The 18,497-nt window shown below is 41.6% G+C and carries 15 protein-coding genes; 7 read left to right on the top strand and 8 right to left on the bottom strand.

All coding sequences use genetic code 11. The features are described 5' to 3' along the window. Nucleotides 1-32: 32 nt before the first annotated feature. The gene (locus V7K76_RS19105) at nucleotides 33-1,529 is read right to left on the bottom strand and encodes a hypothetical protein (RefSeq protein WP_334777743.1); all 1,497 of its coding nucleotides are present in this window, start codon (nucleotides 1,527-1,529) and stop codon (nucleotides 33-35) included. 208 nt (nucleotides 1,530-1,737) lie between these two features. Here V7K76_RS19105 and V7K76_RS19100 point away from each other — a divergent pair, with 208 nt between their 5' ends. Continuing rightward, nucleotides 1,738-3,135 carry an amidase gene (locus tag V7K76_RS19100; protein ID WP_334777744.1) on the top strand — a complete coding sequence of 466 codons (1,398 nt, stop codon included), beginning with the start codon at nucleotides 1,738-1,740 and terminating at the stop codon, nucleotides 3,133-3,135. A 178-nt stretch (nucleotides 3,136-3,313) separates the two neighbouring features. Here the strand turns inward: V7K76_RS19100 and V7K76_RS19095 are convergent, their stop codons facing one another. Together V7K76_RS19095 and V7K76_RS19090 are read right to left on the bottom strand one after the other, a co-directional pair. Beyond that, on the bottom strand, nucleotides 3,314-3,613 hold the full coding sequence (locus V7K76_RS19095; RefSeq protein ID WP_334777745.1) for a DUF433 domain-containing protein: 300 nt from the start codon (nucleotides 3,611-3,613) through the stop codon (nucleotides 3,314-3,316). Nucleotides 3,614-3,848: 235 nt separating this feature from the next. After that, nucleotides 3,849-4,715 carry an aldo/keto reductase gene (locus tag V7K76_RS19090; protein WP_334952512.1) on the bottom strand — a complete coding sequence of 289 codons (867 nt, stop codon included), beginning with the start codon at nucleotides 4,713-4,715 and terminating at the stop codon, nucleotides 3,849-3,851. A 280-nt stretch (nucleotides 4,716-4,995) separates the two neighbouring features. Here V7K76_RS19090 and V7K76_RS19085 point away from each other — a divergent pair, with 280 nt between their 5' ends. Next, the gene (locus V7K76_RS19085; RefSeq protein ID WP_372726526.1) at nucleotides 4,996-5,265 is read left to right on the top strand and encodes a DUF3146 family protein; all 270 of its coding nucleotides are present in this window, start codon (nucleotides 4,996-4,998) and stop codon (nucleotides 5,263-5,265) included. 59 nt (nucleotides 5,266-5,324) lie between these two features. Here V7K76_RS19085 and V7K76_RS19080 read toward each other — a convergent pair whose 3' ends face one another. From V7K76_RS19080 to ntcA, 4 genes are all read right to left on the bottom strand, one after another. Further along, the gene (locus V7K76_RS19080) at nucleotides 5,325-5,741 is read right to left on the bottom strand and encodes a VOC family protein (RefSeq protein ID WP_334777747.1); all 417 of its coding nucleotides are present in this window, start codon (nucleotides 5,739-5,741) and stop codon (nucleotides 5,325-5,327) included. 84 nt (nucleotides 5,742-5,825) lie between these two features. Next, entirely contained in the window at nucleotides 5,826-6,281 is a 456-nt protein-coding gene (locus V7K76_RS19075; RefSeq protein ID WP_334777748.1) for a resolvase, read from the bottom strand. A gap of 183 nt (nucleotides 6,282-6,464) precedes the next feature. Beyond that, nucleotides 6,465-7,955 carry a DUF3084 domain-containing protein gene (locus V7K76_RS19070; RefSeq protein WP_334777749.1) on the bottom strand — a complete coding sequence of 497 codons (1,491 nt, stop codon included), beginning with the start codon at nucleotides 7,953-7,955 and terminating at the stop codon, nucleotides 6,465-6,467. Nucleotides 7,956-8,123: 168 nt separating this feature from the next. Continuing rightward, nucleotides 8,124-8,795 carry a global nitrogen regulator NtcA gene (ntcA, locus tag V7K76_RS19065; RefSeq protein WP_292854711.1) on the bottom strand — a complete coding sequence of 224 codons (672 nt, stop codon included), beginning with the start codon at nucleotides 8,793-8,795 and terminating at the stop codon, nucleotides 8,124-8,126. A gap of 379 nt (nucleotides 8,796-9,174) precedes the next feature. Here ntcA and fabI point away from each other — a divergent pair, with 379 nt between their 5' ends. The 5 genes from fabI (at nucleotide 9,175) to V7K76_RS19040 (ending at nucleotide 16,020) form a co-directional block, all read left to right on the top strand. Beyond that, nucleotides 9,175-9,951 (top strand): enoyl-ACP reductase FabI, encoded by a 777-nt coding sequence (gene fabI, locus V7K76_RS19060; protein ID WP_289795800.1) that lies wholly within the window; start codon nucleotides 9,175-9,177, stop codon nucleotides 9,949-9,951. Between the two features lie 123 nt (nucleotides 9,952-10,074). Then, a complete protein-coding gene (gene hisB, locus V7K76_RS19055; protein ID WP_334777750.1) occupies nucleotides 10,075-10,704 on the top strand; it encodes an imidazoleglycerol-phosphate dehydratase HisB in 630 nt (209 codons plus the stop codon). Between the two features lie 163 nt (nucleotides 10,705-10,867). After that, nucleotides 10,868-11,851 (top strand): ABC transporter ATP-binding protein, encoded by a 984-nt coding sequence (locus V7K76_RS19050; RefSeq protein ID WP_334777751.1) that lies wholly within the window; start codon nucleotides 10,868-10,870, stop codon nucleotides 11,849-11,851. A 514-nt stretch (nucleotides 11,852-12,365) separates the two neighbouring features. Next, nucleotides 12,366-13,850 carry an SLBB domain-containing protein gene (locus tag V7K76_RS19045; protein ID WP_334777752.1) on the top strand — a complete coding sequence of 495 codons (1,485 nt, stop codon included), beginning with the start codon at nucleotides 12,366-12,368 and terminating at the stop codon, nucleotides 13,848-13,850. A gap of 727 nt (nucleotides 13,851-14,577) precedes the next feature. Further along, the gene (locus V7K76_RS19040; RefSeq protein ID WP_334777753.1) at nucleotides 14,578-16,020 is read left to right on the top strand and encodes a choice-of-anchor Q domain-containing protein; all 1,443 of its coding nucleotides are present in this window, start codon (nucleotides 14,578-14,580) and stop codon (nucleotides 16,018-16,020) included. A 221-nt stretch (nucleotides 16,021-16,241) separates the two neighbouring features. On the opposite strand, the gene V7K76_RS19035 is transcribed toward V7K76_RS19040, so the two are convergent. Beyond that, nucleotides 16,242-18,488, bottom strand: coding sequence for a GumC family protein (locus V7K76_RS19035; RefSeq protein WP_334777754.1), 2,247 nt, complete (start codon nucleotides 18,486-18,488; stop codon nucleotides 16,242-16,244). Nucleotides 18,489-18,497 lie beyond the last annotated feature (9 nt).

Genomic DNA, 18,497 nt, shown 5'->3' with positions numbered 1-18,497 from the left:
GGATCTAATATTTAACGAATAATTTAAGACTTCTATATTTGACTGATAGCCGCATAATTAGTTTTATAAATAGGAAGCGTTTCTTTAGCCTGTATAGAGACAAATGTACTTTCTGGAATCGCTTGTAATAAATTTATTGCTTGCTGCCATTTATCTTGTGCTTGCTGCCGACTTAGTTGTGAATGAGGTGAATTTGTGACAAATAAATTAGCTTCCATTGCTAGTTTTTGGGCTGACTCTAAGTTTGCTAAAGCTTTCTTTTCAATCAACACTCTTTGACTGATAGATTTATAGTTAATCTGATAGTAAGCCAATTTATTCTTTGCTTGGTCATAAACTGATGTCTTGTGAGGAATGCTATCTAACAAGATGATTGCCTGATGCCATTTGTTTTGTGCTTGTTGCCAGACGTTGAGAGGATGCGGTGGCTTTTGAACCAGAGAAGCAGCCTCCATACCAAGTTTTTGAGCAGATTTAAAGTTAGCGATCGCTGCACTCGCATCTGGGGCGATCGCACTTCCTTCTTGAGTTAAACTTAGACTCATCTGCTGCAATTTTGGACTTTGCTGTTGAATTTTCCAACCACAAAAACCCAAGATTAATAAACTTGAGGCTATAAGCAAAGCTGAACGTACTATTTTTGGCGTTGAAAATTTTGGAGCTATTTCTACTTTCTGGCTAATAATTGGTTCTTGATTAATTTTTTGTTCAATATTTTTTAGGGCTTGTTCCGCCTGTTCTATTAAAGTGTCACCCTGAATTATTAAAGTAGAAATTTCTTCCTGAAAAAAATCACAATCATTGAGAATATCCGTCAATTCTTGGAATTTACCTTCACTCGATATAATTAATTCGTGGTCGTCGTCTAACCACTCTAAAGCGAAGCCAGATTTACCATAAAAAGCTGATACACCTAATAAAATGTTTAATAAGCTACGACTGTTTTTAATAGTATTAAAAATATAATTTAATTTTTCTTTTAACTCTAATAGTTGTTTTTGAGAATTGCCAATCTGTTGGATTTGATGTTGTAAAATATTAGAATTTCTCAAATCTAAGCTAATCTTTAAACTTTCAGTAAGTGTTTTAAATTCACTAGGTATGCTGGGATGATTAATATCATAATTTAGTTGACTTACTAATTTAACATCACTGAGAATATCAGCCGCTATGGCTTGCAAAAAATAACCCCATTCAACCCAACTATCAATTTTTGATAGTAAATCAGTCAATGAAATTTTAGTTTCTGAATTACCAAATTTTTCTATGATGACTGGATCTACTAATCCCAGACGGGGTATAAACAAAGTAGCTACTGTAATTGATCGAGGAAGTGTTGCGATCGCAGAATTTTTAAGGCGATCAAACTGCAATTCCTGAGCGACTATTTTTTTAATATTACGTAGTTTTTCTTGAGCATTATTAATTATGATAATTTGTTCCATGATTTCATTAGAATCGCCAATAGTCAGTTTTAGACTCTGAATTAGTGTTGGCAATTCACTAACAAGTATTTCTAGGTTAGCCATAAATACCCCTTAGGGATTTGTCGAAAGTTTATGCGAAACAATTAAAATGGCTTGAGTAAGAATATAACCACGCCTGTTGCATCTGAGCATCCTAGTTGAGTGCAAATCTTAGGTAGCTATAAAATGTATAATTCCCCTAAATCCTGCTAAAGTAACAATTTCAGTTTAAAAATCTCAGACAAAGACAAAATTACCCATTCACTAACCTATGAATGAAGTTGATTTAGCATTTACCCCAGCACTAGAGTTGGCGCAATTAATTCGTCGCCGAGAAGTATCACCACTAGAGTTGGTAGAAATATATTTAGAACGGATTGGGCAGTTAAATCCTCAATTAGGAAGTTATTTTACGGTGACGGCAGAATTTGCGATCGCAGATGCCAAAGCCAAAACAGAATTATTGACAACTACCTCAGAATTACCGCCATTTTTTGGCGTGCCAATTTCCATCAAAGACCTCAATGCTGTAGCAGGTGTTACTTGTACTTATGGTAATCCGGCATTACTGAATAATATCCCTAATTATGATGATGGGGTTGTGACAAGGATTAAGCAAGCTGGATTTACTATTCTTGGTAAAACAGCCACTTCCGAATTAGGTTCATTTCCATACAGTGAACCTGCGGGTTTTCCTCCAGCCAGGAATCCGTGGAATTTAGAATACACCCCTGGCGGTTCTAGTGGTGGCGCAGCGGCGGCGGTAGCAGCGGGATTATGTGCGATCGCTCAAGGTTCTGATGGCGGTGGTTCAATTCGGGGGCCTGCGGCTTGTTGTGGTTTGGTGGGACTCAAACCATCCAGAGGCAGAGTCAGTAAAGCACCCGTAGGCGAACGCCTGGCTGGAATTGCCGTCAACGGCCCCATCGCCCGGACTGTCGCTGATGCTGCTGCCCTTTTGGATGCCATCTCTGGCTATGTCACAGGCGATCCTTACTGGTTGCCCGATCCTGAACCATCATTTCTCGCCGCCACTCAGACAAAATTGGGTGCTTTGCGAATTGCCTTTGACACTAGCATTTCTCCCTTGGGAGAAGCTGACGCTAACTGTCAGCAAGGTGTCCGCCAAACCGTCCAGTTATTAGAACAACTCGGCCACCACGTTGAACAGAAATCCCCGGATTTCAGTGCTTTAGTTGAACCATTTCAAATTGTCTGGCAAGCTGGGGTAGCGGCGGCAGGACTTCCGGTTGAAGCCTTGCAACCATTGAATCGCTGGCTATTTGCACGCACAGGTTCCGTTGCCCAGTACCTCCAAGCAGTTTCTCAAATGCAGGTAGTTGCACGGCAGATTGTGGCGTTTTTCGATACCGTGGATGTGCTGGTATTGCCAGTTTATCTACATTCACCCATCCGCGTTGGGGAATGGGCTTCGCTGAGTCCAGAAGAGACATTCCAAAATATTATTGAGTGGGTTGCCCCTTGTCCGCCTGCAAATGCAACTGGACAACCTGCGATCGCAATTCCTGTAGGCTTTGATAGCAAGGGTTTACCTATCAGCGTGCAACTAATTGGTAAACCTGCTGCTGAAGCCACAATTATCAGCCTAGCAGCACAATTAGAAGCCGCTAACCCTTGGATTCATCATCGTCCAGCCTTGGTAAAATAATGCCAAAACAGAGGCGGGCAACGTCCTCAAAGGATTGGGCGTTGCTTATGAACAATTGAGATTCAGCCTAAATTAGCGATCGCCTGGTTCCAGTAAAACCTTGTTAAGTGACTGGACGTACCACACGAAAAGACTTTTTCAGCAAACCCTAATTAGGCTACCTGATTTTGTTCAATAGCTAGTTCGATTCATCGGAATGAGCTTCTGCATATCCCCAAGCATTAGCTAAATCTGTAGCTGTAATGGTTGGATAGCTCTTTAAAAGGTCAGCATCACTATATCCAAGACGATGAGCTTCCACAAGTACCCAAACAGGAATACGAGTGTTAGCGATGCGAGCATCTCCACCACAAACTCTAGGGGTTTTCTCAATTCCTTGCCAATAGCCACCAAGACTTTGAGCAAGTAACTGAATAGCCTGCACTTTTTCACCAGGAGTGAGGGCAAGAAGTTGTTGTTCTAACTCTTTGAGTGTCACGTATCTAAATCCTCCGATGTTTTGTCAGGCTACATTTACGATCAGAGTTTCGCACCAATACACAAAGATGCAAAGTATTTCTTGGCATCTTTGTGTAAGATTTAAACGAGTTTATGCAGCTAAACAAGCCACGAAAATCTTAGGCAACTTCTACCACATCTACCTTAACTAGTGGAATGAGTGAAGTACCCCAACCTGCTTCGCTGAGGTTGGGGCTTCCAACATCATTGAACCATTAAGTTGCTCGATCAATTTTTTGTACTTCTTCATCAGATAGTTTCACATTGAGAGCTTGTGCCGAGTCTTCAATACTGGAAACCTTGCTAGCACCGGGAATTGGCAAAATCGCGGGTGACTTGGAACGCAACCACGCCAGAACGATATTATACACTGACACGCCTTTTTCTTTCGCTAACTGAGCGATCGCAGAAATATCTTGCAAGTCCTGATGGCGACGCCTACCACCAAAGGGACTCCAAGGCAAGAAGGTCAATCCTTGCTGTTCGCAATACTTCAACACGCCGTCATTTTCTGGTTGTCGTTGCCAAGGGCTATATTGATTCTGCACTGAGATAATATCCACCACATCCCGCGCCCGCTTAATTTGTTCAACGGAAAAGTTAGAAACTCCCACAAACCGAATCAAACCAGCCTCCACTGCTTCTTTAACTGGTGCTAGGGATTCTTCAATGGTGTATTTAGGATCGGGCGAATGGTATTGCCAAACATCAATGGGTTTAGCACCACCCAAAGCCTCAAAACTGACGCGAATTGTTTGGCGTAAATGTTCTGGGTTGCCGTTACTTGTCCAGTTGCCATCGGGACGCATCAAACCGCCCTTCGTTGCCACAAGTACTTGACTAACATCGCCTTTATAACTACTAAGTGCCTTGTGAATTAATTGCTCATTGTGATGTTTTTCTGACTCATCTTTGCAGTAAGCATCGGCAGTATCAATAAATGTAATACCCAAATCCAACGCCCGATGAATAACTTGGATTGATTGCGATTCGGGAGGGCGATTAGCAATTGACATGGGCATACCGCCCAAACCGATCGCACTCACAAAGATACCAGTTTTTCCTAGTTGTTTGGTTTCCATACTTCTACCTATACCTTTCTGTGCCAATTATCTATCAGTTAGCCAAACCTTTTTTAGCGATTCATCATAAATCTTCCCTAGTACTTAGATTTGACGATAGGTGAATAGGCTATGAGGGGAATACTCTACTCAGGGGTTGAGTATTCTATACACGTTCTAGAAAATCAGTTCTTGCTCAACTACAAATACTCACTTTGTCAGTTTGTTTATTTAAGCTATGTTTGATAAATAAAATAAGAAGCCTACACGAGCGGCTGTTATTCTACACTTGACATAAAGCATTGTGAGTGCTAAAAGACGATTGCCAGAAACTATTGCCCATGTCAGAATCACCCGCCAATCTTGGCAACACGGCTTCCTTGAGGGTGAAGTGAGTGCAGGTGAGTTTGAGTGGCATTTCCAGTGGCATTTTCGCCGGGGAGAACTTGCCGTCAAGCCTTCCCAAGGTCGCGCCTTAATCAAAGAACCCCTCGGTCGATTCTTGGAGCAACAAGATTACCAGCTAGAGCCTGGAGGAGATTATGCTTTTACTATTCGAGCAGAACTTTAGGAGTTATAAGTTGTGAAGATCAGCTAAACACATCTTGAGAAATTGAGTTGTGCTGCTGTTCACTCCATTTCAAACTTCCCATTGAAAAGCACTACACGCCAACCATCAGGGTCTTCAATCGTTACGCTTTTGCCTTTCCAATAAGGGTTTTCTGGCTCAACTTCGGTATATCCCAAACTGGAAAGACGGTTTTTGATTTGTGCTATTTTTTCTAGATTGGGGATATATAGTACCAGTAAGTTGTCTTTTGTTGGAGCAAGACAGGGACTTTCAGTTTTATGAGTTGTAAATTCTAGGTGGTATTGAGCGTTAGGCAATCCAAACATGACTCCATCGTATCCCTCATGTTCTGTAAACGAGTACAGCTTTCTCAATCCCAAGCCATCTTCGTAAAACTCGACCACTTTTGCCAGTTTGTCGGTTGGTCTAGCAATTCTGAACTGAACGGCGGGAAAATCTGTATTATTTGTGTTCATATTACTTTTTCATTGAACGATAGAACAACAGACTCAAAGCAGAGAAGATGTGAAGCAGCTTAGTAATTCCTAACTATTGACTTTTCACTCCTCACTCCTCATTGCTGATTCAGTGAGGCGATTTAAGTATCTTTCGATTAAAAGGATGGCAACAATGTCATCTATGGGTCTTGGTGGCTGTCGTAGACCCTGTGGCAATAGCTTTATTAGCCCTTGGGGCGGAAACATTTGCCAATAGCGATCGCGTGCTTCTAAGGTTGTATAACGCTCATCCACCAAAATAATACTCAGAGGTTCTGTCAATTCCTGATATAATTGCTGTCTCCACTGCTTGGCTGTAGTTTGGTCGCCCATGACCATTAAGGAAATGGGAAATTTTTGACGTAGTGCCTCAATGGTAGCGATCGCTTCTTTTGCTAGCGCCACCTCATGATAATACAGTTGCCGATCCAGTCCCATCACCGCTAAACCACACTTATCTCGACCTGGGTCAAACCCCAAAATCACTGGTTGCGTTGGTGAAAATTCACGAAAATTCATAAGAAATTAAAAATAAGAATTCAGAATTCAGGAATCAGAATCAATTGGTGGCGAGTCTGTCTTGGAAAATTATGATGTCTACAGCGTCAGCCGCCGCTTGTGACTTTCCGCGCTCATCTCCCACTAATTGTATTCTGACTATCTGAACTTCTGACTTCTGAATTCTGAATTCTGACTTCTTTTTTAAGTACTAAAAATAATTTTTCCGTTGACTATTGCTACTAATTTTACTCTCAATGGCCCGGCTGTATAAGTGTCCTCTGCCGCGATCGCTTTGATCTCCAATGGTTGATTGTACTGTCTTAATTGGGTGATAAAGCGTAGAAAAGTCCCATCTACTTGCACATTTTCGACAATTCCCACGTTACGGGCACGAAATTGGGAAGCAGAAATCAGTATTTCTAGCCGCTGCTGTAACTGATAAGATGTCATGGTTGTGGAATCAGCAGTAGTCGTGGCTAGTACCGCGCCTTCCGAAAAAACCAGTTGATTCCTGGCTGTATCGGCGAAAAATTCTATCTGCTTTTCTCCTCTGACGTAATTACCAGCTGAGAAAATTCGCACCACGTATTCTTGACCATCGCCAATCTGTTTGCTTAATTGCTCAATCCTATCCTGGGTCACGTGCAGTAGCTCGACATTTGCAGGATTTACACCAGGCTCGCTTAATTCCAGGCTGGCGTTGCGATTGGCTTCTTGTAAAAGTTGTATCACTGCTTGACGCGCAGCACCAGGTTGGATAACACGAATTACACTAGCAGACAGAACTTGACCACGAACTAAGGCTAGCTTACCCAGACGCAGGTCGCGGTAGGATTGATAATATTTTTCCAGCCTGGCAACTTCTAGTTCTAGTTGCTCCTGTTGTGCTTCCAATTCTTTGAGGCGCGATTCCCGTTTGGCAATCACTTGCTCTCGCGCGGTAATTTCGACATTACGCTTTTGAATTAGTTGATCCAGTTGAGAAATTTTTTGATCGCGCGCTTCTATAGCTTCTTGACGATTAGCGAGTTCGCGATCGCGTTTGGCGATCGCTGTTTTGGCTTCGTCAATGGCTTTTTTCGCTTCCGCATACAATCGTTGACGTTCTGTCTTCAGTAACTCAACTGCCGCCTGTAACTCCTTTCTCTGGTTATAAACGCTTTGCAATTCAGCTATGGCTTTTTGGTACTGAGTTACAACCTGATCTAGCTGACCTTGAGTGCGTTGGAGTTGAGTTTGGGTTTGGGCTTGTTGACTAACGGTGCGGTTTAACTGAGCTTGTGTTTGCCTCTGTTTGGCATTGGCCGCCTGCAAGGATTGATTAATTGCCTGCAAGTCTTGTTGTGCCTTTGTTTGGGCAATTCTAGCCTGGTTTAGCTCTCCCTCTACCTGACTTTTCTGAGTTTCTGCGGTTTTTAACTGTTCCCGCTTCTGTCTGAGGTCTGTTTGAATATCCTCTAACTCAAAGACTCCCTTTCGTAAGCCTTCGTCGGCAGCAAATAAAATCCCTAATGTTGATGCGGAAATCAAACCGCCCGTAAAAATTGTTACCACTACGGCGGTGTTTTTCGGACGTAGATTAAAAAGTGAGAGGCGGGCTTTGCCAACTCGTGTGCCGATGCGATCGCCCACGGTTGCAATTACGCCTCCCAGAATTAAAATTGCCGCGATGAGGATGTATCCGGTGGTCATCTTTAGCTACCGAAATCCTTCCAGATACAGCCTACTACTTTTAAGCATTGTCTGGAAAGAAGTGGAAATTGGCAATAGCTGAAATTATTCAATTTTAGATTTACCTCTAGCTATTAGTGTCATTTTTCAAAACACAACACGCGCCGACTCCCCTTCCTCCAATTGTTTTTATGTGAATTGCCTACTTAAGGTAACAGGTTTATGCACAGTAATCTTCTTTTTGTGGATAGAAATCATCTTTTTCTCACGCAAATCTCCCAGTAGCCTGGTAACGGTAACACGAGTTGAACCAATTGCTTCTGCGATCGCTTGATGAGATAACTTCAAATCAATAGTGATCCCATCTGCACAAGGAACCCCAAAATCTCGACAAAGAATTAATAAAAAACTCACCAACCGAGAACCCATATCTCGGTGAGCGAGAGTTTCAATCATCATCTCCGTTTGTAAAATTCGCGAAGACAAACCTCGCAGCATTAACATTGATAATTCGGGATTTTCCTTGAGTGCTACCTCTACCTGTTCAATTGGTGCCGACAGTAATTCCACAGGAGTAAATGCAACCGCATGGTAAAATCGATCCGATTTATTTCCTGTCAGCAATGACAATACACCAAAAACACTATTTTCTCGCAGCAGCGCTACCGTTATTTCCTCTCCTGCCTCGTACACCCTGGAAAGTTTAACAGCACCTTTCAAAAGAAAATAAACTCGTTCGGCAGGATCGCCAGGAAAAAAGATCGTTTTATTGCGTTCAAACGTTTCCACAACTGGCGGAAACGCCCCGGTCGCCATCTGACGAAAAACATTTGCTAGGGCTTTATCTTGTGTCACGATCATCTCCCTTCCCCTACCCAATGCCGGAAAAACAAAAACTCATTACCTAAGAATACACCTGAAAAATGAATAAAGCACCGTCAACCTTTCTGTACTTTCCTATACTCCAACTAATCTCTTCATAACTCTTTGTTTATAATGATACATAATTGTTGATCCTTTCAGCTACTAATTGTTGATAAGTAGTTCCAATAGCTTTATTTAAAAGGTTTTTTGAAGAACAAATAAAGATATCTTGAGAATATCTTTATAAAAAATCAAGATTTTTACACGCAGCAAACCTTCTTACCAATATTCATTTTTGCAAATCCTGTATAAAACAAAGATAAATTAGCCTCAGATTCTAGTATGCTCCTAATGATCGATCGCATTAACAATTTATATGCTAAATCTGACTGGAAAAAATGCTCTTGTTACAGGTATTGCCAATAACCGCTCGATCGCCTGGGGCATCGCTCAACAGTTGCATAAAGCTGGAGCAAACCTGGGTATTACCTACCTGCCGGATGAACGCGGCAAAATGGAGAAAAAAGTTGCGGAATTGGTAGAACCTCTCAACCCCAGCTTATTTCTTCCCTGTAATGTCCAAGATGAAGACCAAATTAAATCTACCTTTGAGACAATCCGCGAACAGTGGGGAAAGTTAGATATCCTCATCCATTGCCTAGCCTTTGCCAGCAAAGACGATTTGAGTGGAGATTTTAGCCAAACTTCTCGTTCTGGCTTCAACACCGCCTTAGAAATCAGTACCTACTCGCTGGTGCAGTTAAGTGGTGCAGCGAAACCCTTGATGACAGAGGGAGGTAGTATCGTCACCCTGACATATTTAGGTGGTGTCAGAGCAATCCCCAATTACAACGTCATGGGAGTTGCCAAGGCGGGTTTAGAAATGAGTGTGCGTTACCTAGCTGCCGAACTAGGACCACAAAATATCCGCGTCAATGCCATCTCCGCCGGCCCCATCCGCACTTTGGCATCTTCAGCAGTGGGTGGGATTTTAGATATGATTCATCATGTAGAAGAAGTAGCTCCCCTACGACGCACCGTCACTCAGCTAGAAGTCGGCAACGCTGCGGCCTTCTTGTGTAGTGATTTGTCTAGTGGCATTACCGGACAAATTCTATATGTAGATGCAGGATATGAAATTATGGGAATGTAAGATAATTTGGGGAGTGGGGAGTAGGGAGTAGGGGGTAGGGAGAGCAAGCCAACAATTATTCTTACCCATTTTCCATTTCTCATTCCCCATTTCTCATTCCCCACTCCCCACTCCCCACTCCCCATGCAAATAGTTAATTCAAACTACGATCGCTTAACCCAAACCCCTCGGATTGCCACTGTTCACCGTACCACTGGTGAAACTAATGTCCAAGTTACCATCAACCTGGATGGTAGAGGAACTTGCACAGCAGCAACAGGCATTCCGTTTCTAGATCACATGTTGCATCAAATTGCCTCCCACGGGCTGATTGATATAGATGTCCAAGCCAAGGGAGACTGGGAAATTGATGACCATCACACCAACGAAGATGTCGGCATTACTTTAGGCCAAGCTTTGAACCAAGCACTAGGCGACAGAAAAGGTATTGTCCGCTTTGGTAATTTTCTTGCACCATTGGATGAAGCCTTAGTTCAGGTAGCCCTAGACTTTTCTGGACGGCCTCATCTTAGCTACGGCTTGCAAATTCCTACTCAACGGGTAGGAACCTATGACACCCAACTGGTACGAGAATTTTTTGTAGCTTTAGTGAATCACAGCCAAATGACATTGCACATCCGGCAACTGGATGGTATTAATTCCCATCACATCATTGAAGCGACATTTAAAGCCTTTGCAAGAGCAACACGGCAGGCGGTGGAAATCGACCCCCGTCGCACTGGCTTAATTCCTAGTTCTAAGGGAGTTCTATGAATTGGGCATTGGGCATTGGGTTTAGTAATCTTCCCCAATCCCCAATCCCCAGTCCCCAATCCCCACTCCCCAATAAATTGACACACTCGTTTGTGATGGTTATTATCAGCCTAGCAGGTAATTTTTAATTAATACCAAGCTGATAAATAGTGATTTAACCGAGATGAAGTCTGTTGCAGATGACTCTAATTCTCAACTTAATACGATAGACATTCCACCAGTAGTCCTAACTTCTGAGTTGCGAAAAGTCTATCGCACCGGTTTTTGGCTAAATCAAAAAGTCGTATCTCTTAAAAACTGTTCTTTAACGGTTTACAAAGGCGAAACCTTTGGGTTGCTAGGGCCAAACGGTGCTGGTAAAACTACCCTTTTAAAATTGTTGCTGGGAATTATTCATCCCACCTCTGGAGGAGGATCGTTGTTGGGTAAGCCAATAGGCGATCGCACTGTTAAGCAACATATCGGCTATCTGCCGGAAAATCCCTATTTATATGACTATCTCACTGGCTGGGAATTTTTGCAGTTAGCTGCTGGTTTATTCCAAATTCCTCAAAGTGTCCAACGCCAACGCATTCCCCAACTGCTGGAATTAGTCGGTTTATCCCAAGCTGATGCCCGTAAAAAGCTTTTGCGCCGCTATTCTAAAGGAATGCTCCAGCGTGTCGGGATGGCACAGGCACTAATTAACGAGCCAGATTTGGTTTTTCTGGATGAACCGATGTCTGGGCTTGATCCGGTGGGGCGCTACCAAATGCGGGAAATTATTCTGTCACTCAAAGCCGCTGGTAAGACGATTTTTTTTAATAGCCATGTCCTTAGTGAAGTAGAACAGATTTGCGATCGCATTGCCATCCTCGCTCAAGGTGAACTAATTTGCTCTGGTTCCCTCCATGAACTCTTAGGCGGAAAAGACACATATCAAATCAAAGGTCAAGGTGGTGACTGGGAAATCCTCAAAAAATGGATACCCACTCTCATCTTTGAGCCTGATGGTTCCTGGCACGGTACACTACAAGATGATTACTATGATTTTCTTGCTAGTCTCCGTCTTATGGAGGGCAAAATTATTGCCATGAACTTGTCGCGTCACTCCCTAGAAGAATTTTTTATTCAACAAATCCAAATAAAAAATGACTCGCTTAATTAGTTAGTGTTGTTGACAAATACTAAATTATCGGATGACTTGAAGAACTAAACCCAAACTTTCTGCTTTTTTGAGTTGATCTTTGCTCAATCCAACCCACAAAAATAAAATTACGACCTCTTTCTAAGTCTATTTAGACTTAATTAATGAAGTTATTCATAATTTTACTACTCCCTGGGTACTGATAGTAGATTTAAAATCACAGTTTCAATGTCATAAAATTGACTTATGGTAATAAATCTTGTTCGTAAGTGCTTGATTGGAGAAAAAATAATTGGTTCTATAAACTGGCTTTAGGTGCGTAAGTTTTATACTTTTTGAGAATTGCTCTATTCAAACAGCATTAACTTTAAGTTAACTTCACTAAAAATTCAAATTCAATAAACAAATTTATTCCTGAAAATCACACTTTTCTAGGAAAATAAGAGTGTTGGGGAACTTGAATACTTAGGTATAGTCAAAATAAAAATGTTTAGACAGTACTTTATTGATTGTAGTTTCAGAGTCTCAGGTAAATATGCTTAACAAAAGTTTGTCTAAATTCATAATTAAGCCATCTGTGGGTATGGCTTTGTTAACTGCTTTCAATGCCGCTGTGTCATCTGCCAGTCTCGCTCAGGGACAACCATTACCACCAACTACACCATCACCAAGCATACAAACACAAATAGATACTAGCTATTTATTAGGTGGTGGCGATCTCGTCCGTGTAAATGTATTTGAAGTACCTGAATATACAGGTGAATACCAAGTCCCCCCAGGTGGAGCAATCAATCTACCTTTAATTGGTAGTGTGTCAGTCCTTGGGCTAACAACTGAACAGGCTTCTGACGAAATTGCTAGAAGATATGCTCGCTTCCTCAAACGTCCCTTGATCTCAGTCAATCTGTTATCACCTCGTCCCATCAATGTTTTCGTTGCCGGAGAGGTGACACGTCCTGGAGCTTACACTCTGAGCTTGAGTGGAGGTGCCGGTAACAATCCAGGCGTACAATACCCCACTGTATTAGCCGCATTAACAACAGCGCAAGGAGTGACTTTAGCTGCGGATGTCACTCAAGTTCAATTACGGCGTAAAACAGGACGTTCCTCAGAGCAAACCGTCACCGTTAATTTGAAGGAACTTATTCAAACAGGCAGGTCATCACAGGATATTACTTTGCGGGATGGAGACACCATAGTTGTGCCAACAGCAACCAACTTCAACATTGCAGAATCCCGCAATCTATTTGCAGCTAACTTTGCCGCCAGCCAAACCACGCCCCGCACAGTAACAATTATTGGTGAAGTTAACCGTCCCGGTTCCTATCTTGTCACTCCAGGCAACACAGATGCTCAGGCTCAGGCAGGTGCAACTGCTGGCACTGCTGCCACTCCCACTGCCAGTCCTACAGGTCTACCAAATGTGACGCGGGTAATTCAACTAGCTGGGGGAATTACAGCACAGGCTGACGTTCGTCATCTCAGGCTACGCCGACCGACAAGAAATGGCTCAGAACAAGCTATAGATATTAATCTTTGGCAACTATTGCAGAGCGGTGACGCCAATCAAGACATCATTGTGCAAGACGGAGATACAATTGTTATTCCAACGGCCACTGAAATCAACCCCGCAGAAGCTACTCAATTAGCTAGTACTACTTTATCTCCTACATATATTCAAGTTGGTGTGGTCGGTGAAGTTAAAAAACCAGGGTTAACACAGGTTCAGCCGAATAGCTCTTTAAATCAAGCTATACTCGCTGCTGGTGGATTTAATGATGCCAGAGCTAGCAGTAATGCTGTCGATTTGATTCGCCTCAATCCTAATGGTTCTGTCACTAAACGTATAGTAAAAGTGGATTTCTCGGCTGGGATTAATGAGCAAACTAATCCCATACTCCGTAATAATGACGTTGTGCTAGTCAACCGTTCTGGTGCCGCTAAGACTGGTGATACCATCAACACTATAACTGGGCCTCTAGGTATTATCCTTAATCTTCTGAACATCTTTGGACTCTAGTTTAAGATATAGATGCAAATTGGGGGCCTTGGACAACCCTCTTCGTCCCTAAAGTTGCACTATCCTTGAATCAAAGCTCAATAGTCAAGAATTAATATAGCCCTACTTAATCATTCGTGAGAGATAAAAAAGCTAAAAAGCTTACTCAATAAGTATTTTTATCTCCGTATTTTCTCACGATTTATAAAAAATCAAGTAATATTACTCATTGACAAATTGTTAGACTCTAAGAGTCTGACTAAAAATTCTTAATGTGCATTGATAGGCTTTTGCAAACCTTGTTATATATACCCAGATTAATTGTGATAATGAGAATATTTGAGAAGGCATAGGCGGCAAAAACTCTTCTGCAATTGATTTTTTAGCATTTAGTGATTCTCATTATCATAAGAATTATTTAAGTAAATTAACTAATTGATGACAGATATACTATCTTAAACACAGATACTGCGTATACACAGTAGAATGATGTGCAATTGGAAATGACGCTATTTGTACAGTTGCTTAGTGCCCATGAATAGAGTAGCTCTGGATACTGATAATTCTTTTTCAGTACTTTTACTAGATACTTGATTTTTTTTGGAACACAAGCTAAAAAGGCAGTTCAGCCATATTTACGCGAAAATCCGCAGGTGTAAACCTAGAAAACCGTGTATAAACTTACAAATAGCAGTTACACGACCGTATCCAATACTGAGTTACTGATTAAGGCTAGAGTTACTGACCGTTGACAATTGAGTTTTTGCAACATACCCTATTTTTCCCTATGATGATTCATGGTTTAGGTTTTCTCAGTTTGAGCGCATCTCTTGTACTTCCCTGGGCATTAACAGGTCTGGTTCAAGGACAGAAAATAACAGAATCTTTAGTTAAAGATGTTCGTCAGTCATCCCCTGTTCAGCAAATGTCATTACCTAGCCGCAAGCTGATCAGCCAAGTTTCAACTGCGACAACATACTATGTGAGTGCTACAGGAAATGACAAAAATGGCGGACTCACTACCTCATCCGCTTTTAAGACAATTCAAAGGGCCGCAGACCTTACCAGACCTGGTGACACAGTACTGATTCTGAACGGGGAATACACCAATGCACCCGGACGTGGAGCTGTATTAAGTATTAGTCGTTCTGGAACTGCAAATGCCTGGATTAAATTTAAAGCGTATCCTGGCAATTCTCCAAGAATCCGGCACAATACATCGAATGGTATCGGGTTTGCAAAGGGAGTTTCATATATTGAGATCAACGGGTTAGAGGTCATAGGAAACAATGCCAATGTCACCCTTGCTTATGCATTAAGTCAGAAGAGTAACACATCAAATGTGCTGACAAACGGAAACTGCATAAACCTTGACGGACGCGGTGGTGGTATTCATCACATAAATATTCTGAACAACAAAGTGCATGACTGTGGAGGAGCTGGTATTTCAGTATCCGGAGCTGATTATGTGACAGTGGATCATAACACTGTGTATAATAACTCCTGGTATAGTGTCTATGGTACTAGCGGCATTTCCTTCTTACAGAATTGGAATTCTGACGGCAACCAGGGATACAAGATGTTCATAACCAACAACAGAGTCTACAACAATCGTATGTACGTTCCCTGGATTAAAACTGGAACTATCACAGATGGTAATGGCATTATTGTAGATATTTCAAAAAGTGGTACAAATGGTGCATATAAAGGACGGACTTTAATTGCAAACAATATTAGCTACAAGAATGGTGGTTCAGGTATTCTTACACATGAAAGCGAGCATGTCGATATTGTCAACAACACGGCATATTTCAATCAGCAAAGTCCAGAGCTTAAAAAGAAAGGGGATATTTATGCTGGTTATTCATCTGATCTCAAGATTTTCAACAACATTATATATCCTTCTCCTGGAACAAATACGAACACCAACTTGTATAGCAACCTGATGAATAGAAACGTCACCTATGACTACAATCTTTACCCCAACGTTGCTGTGGTCATTGTGAGAGGTACTCACGATATTATTGGAGATCCACAGTTTGTGAATCCCTCAAATAGTGACTTTCATCTCAGATCAAGCAGTCCAGCAATCAATAGGGGTTACTATTGGAGTGGTTTGACAACTGATTTTGAAGGTAATCCTCGTCCTAGTGGTAGTGGATATGATATTGGGGCATACGAATATAGGTAACTGCAATCTCATATCCTGCCATCTGCCCATAGTGATGTCAAACTGAGGTCTACGATTACACAAAATAACAAGCCTGCTTCCACAGGCTTGTTATTTTGTAGCTAATTAAATAAACATGATATACCAATTATGGTCTTCAGTTCATTAGTAAGACAAAATCCTAATTTATCAAGTTAGGATTAAATGCTTTTAAGACTCCCCACTAATTGATTCTGAATTCTTCAAACAGAGCTTTTGTTCGGAATACGTTTTTGTTTCTTAACCTCTCTTCTCAAATCTTGATCGGTAAAGTATTCTTTAGCATGGTTGAAATAACTACTAGATTCATTTTTATCAATGATACCATTCACAACTAAACCTAAGACGTTGTGACTGGATCTCTCTAGCATTTCTTGAGCAGCAGCTGCACTGTTAGAATCAATTACTCCCGGTCGGGCTACTAACAAAATACCATCAGTCATTTGGCTTAAAGTCAAAGCATCGGCTGCTAAAAGTAGGGGGGGAGCATCAATGATGACAAAATCATAGTTGTATTGAGATGAGACATTTTCAATTAGTGATGCCATCCGTTTCGAGTCAAGTAAAGCAAGTGGGTTGGGAGGTCTAACTCCAGCAGTTAAAACATCAAGGTTATCCATTACCTTAGATACAGCGATATCAAATTCAGCCTGACCTACAAGAACTTCACTCAACCCAACTGCATTAGTTTGTTGCCAGAGATGATGCTGAGAAGGAATCCGCATATCTGCATCAATTAATAAAACTTGACGTCCTAGTTGAGCGATCGCCGCTGCCAAATTAGCAGAAACTGTAGACTTGCCTTCTTTAGGAACTGCGCTAGTTACGACGATAGTTTTGAGAACTTTGTCTGAACTCAGGAATTTCAGATTGGCCTGAATCATCCGGTACATTTCGCTCGTTAAAGAGTGGGGAGTATCTCTGACAGCAATTGTTTGAGATATTGATTCTGCATTAGAATAACGGGAGCGAATCTTTTTAACAGACAAAGGAATAATTCCCAGTAAGGTATATCGAAATACATCTCTAACTTCTTTAAGTGTTTTTAGAGATCTATCTCTCATAGCCAGGAAAAGTACGGTTGTAGTCGCAAAAAATAAACCGAACATCACTCCTAGCACCAAAACAATTATTTTTTTAGTTAATACTGGGTCTTTGGGAACTGAAGCCTGAGCAATAATTCGGGAAGTGGCTGTATTTGTATTCTCAACTAACTGTAATTCTTGAACCTTTTTCAATAGAGTTTGATAGGTAGATTCTGCAACTTCAACTTTTCGTTCTAACTCCCGCTGATTTTGTGCCAACTGGGGTATGATTCTCATCCGCTGTTCGTAGTTAGAACGAGAATTATATAGAGAGTAGAGTCTTTGAGTTAAACCCAAGCGCTGTATTTCTGACTGGACAAAATTTTGTATCAGACTTTGTCTGAGTTCTCCAATGTGTAATTGACCCTGGGGAACTTGTGTTTGATTGCCAACAGTCTGACCAATTTGCTGTTGCAGAAGAGATTTTAAACTAGCTTTTTTTGCTTCTAGGTTAACAACTACGGGGTTGTCATCTAGGAAACGGCTGCGTTCAATTGCTAACTGCAGCTCGGTCTCTTGAAGTTGTGTAAGGACTCCCTGCACTGCGGGTGACTGACTGAGAGCACTTACTGCCATAGCTTCCTGAGAATTTAGCTCTACTTTCTGTCGCAGTTCATTGGTTTGGGCGCTTACCTCATCCAATTGAGCCTTAACAGTATTCATCTCATTGTCTAAACTTCCAATAGTCGCAACGGCTGTCTTTGTCTCCTCTGTTAAATCTGCAATCTGATACTTTTGTTTAAATATACGTAGCGCTACTTCCGCATTATTAACAGCGGCTTGAGTTTTTGGCAGCTGCTTGGCCATAAATTGACGAGTTGCTCCTGCCTCAGAGCGATTTGTCAAAATATCATTTTCTAAATACGAATTCATAATTGTGTTGACCACTGCCGCTGCTTCTTCGGGGTCACGGCTGCTATAGCTAATTCGCAATACATCTGTCCCACCCACAATTTTGAGGCTCAGGGATTTTTGTAGCGCTTTTATTCCCAGAGGTTCACCTTTATTGTCTTTGAGTTGTAGTTTGTCTATTGTCCGTTGCAATATAGTAGGGGAAGAAATAACTTCTATTTGACTACTTATGGGATTTTGAGTTGCTACCAAGGGTTTCAAATCTCCTGAGTCTCCCCCTTCCGAGGAACCAGGCGAAAGATTAGTTCCTGCTACTTTAAAAGAGGGAAGTTTGAATAACAGTTTTCCTTCTGCTTCATAGGATGGCTTCATAAATTGTGTAGCTACAGCACTCAGCATAACTGTAGCGACAAATATCGCAGTACCAGGTAACCACCATCGTTTCAATATCGATAAGTAATGATTAAGGTCTAAATCAATAGATTCTCTAGATTCCATAGATTTTTCTGACATAAATCTTCC

The organism is Nostoc sp., from assembly GCF_036917975.1.
In the GTDB taxonomy this organism is placed as follows: Bacteria; Cyanobacteriota; Cyanobacteriia; order Cyanobacteriales; family Nostocaceae; genus Nostoc.
Note: the sequence above shows the minus strand (reverse complement) of the source record. Positions and strands in the feature narration are given on the sequence as shown.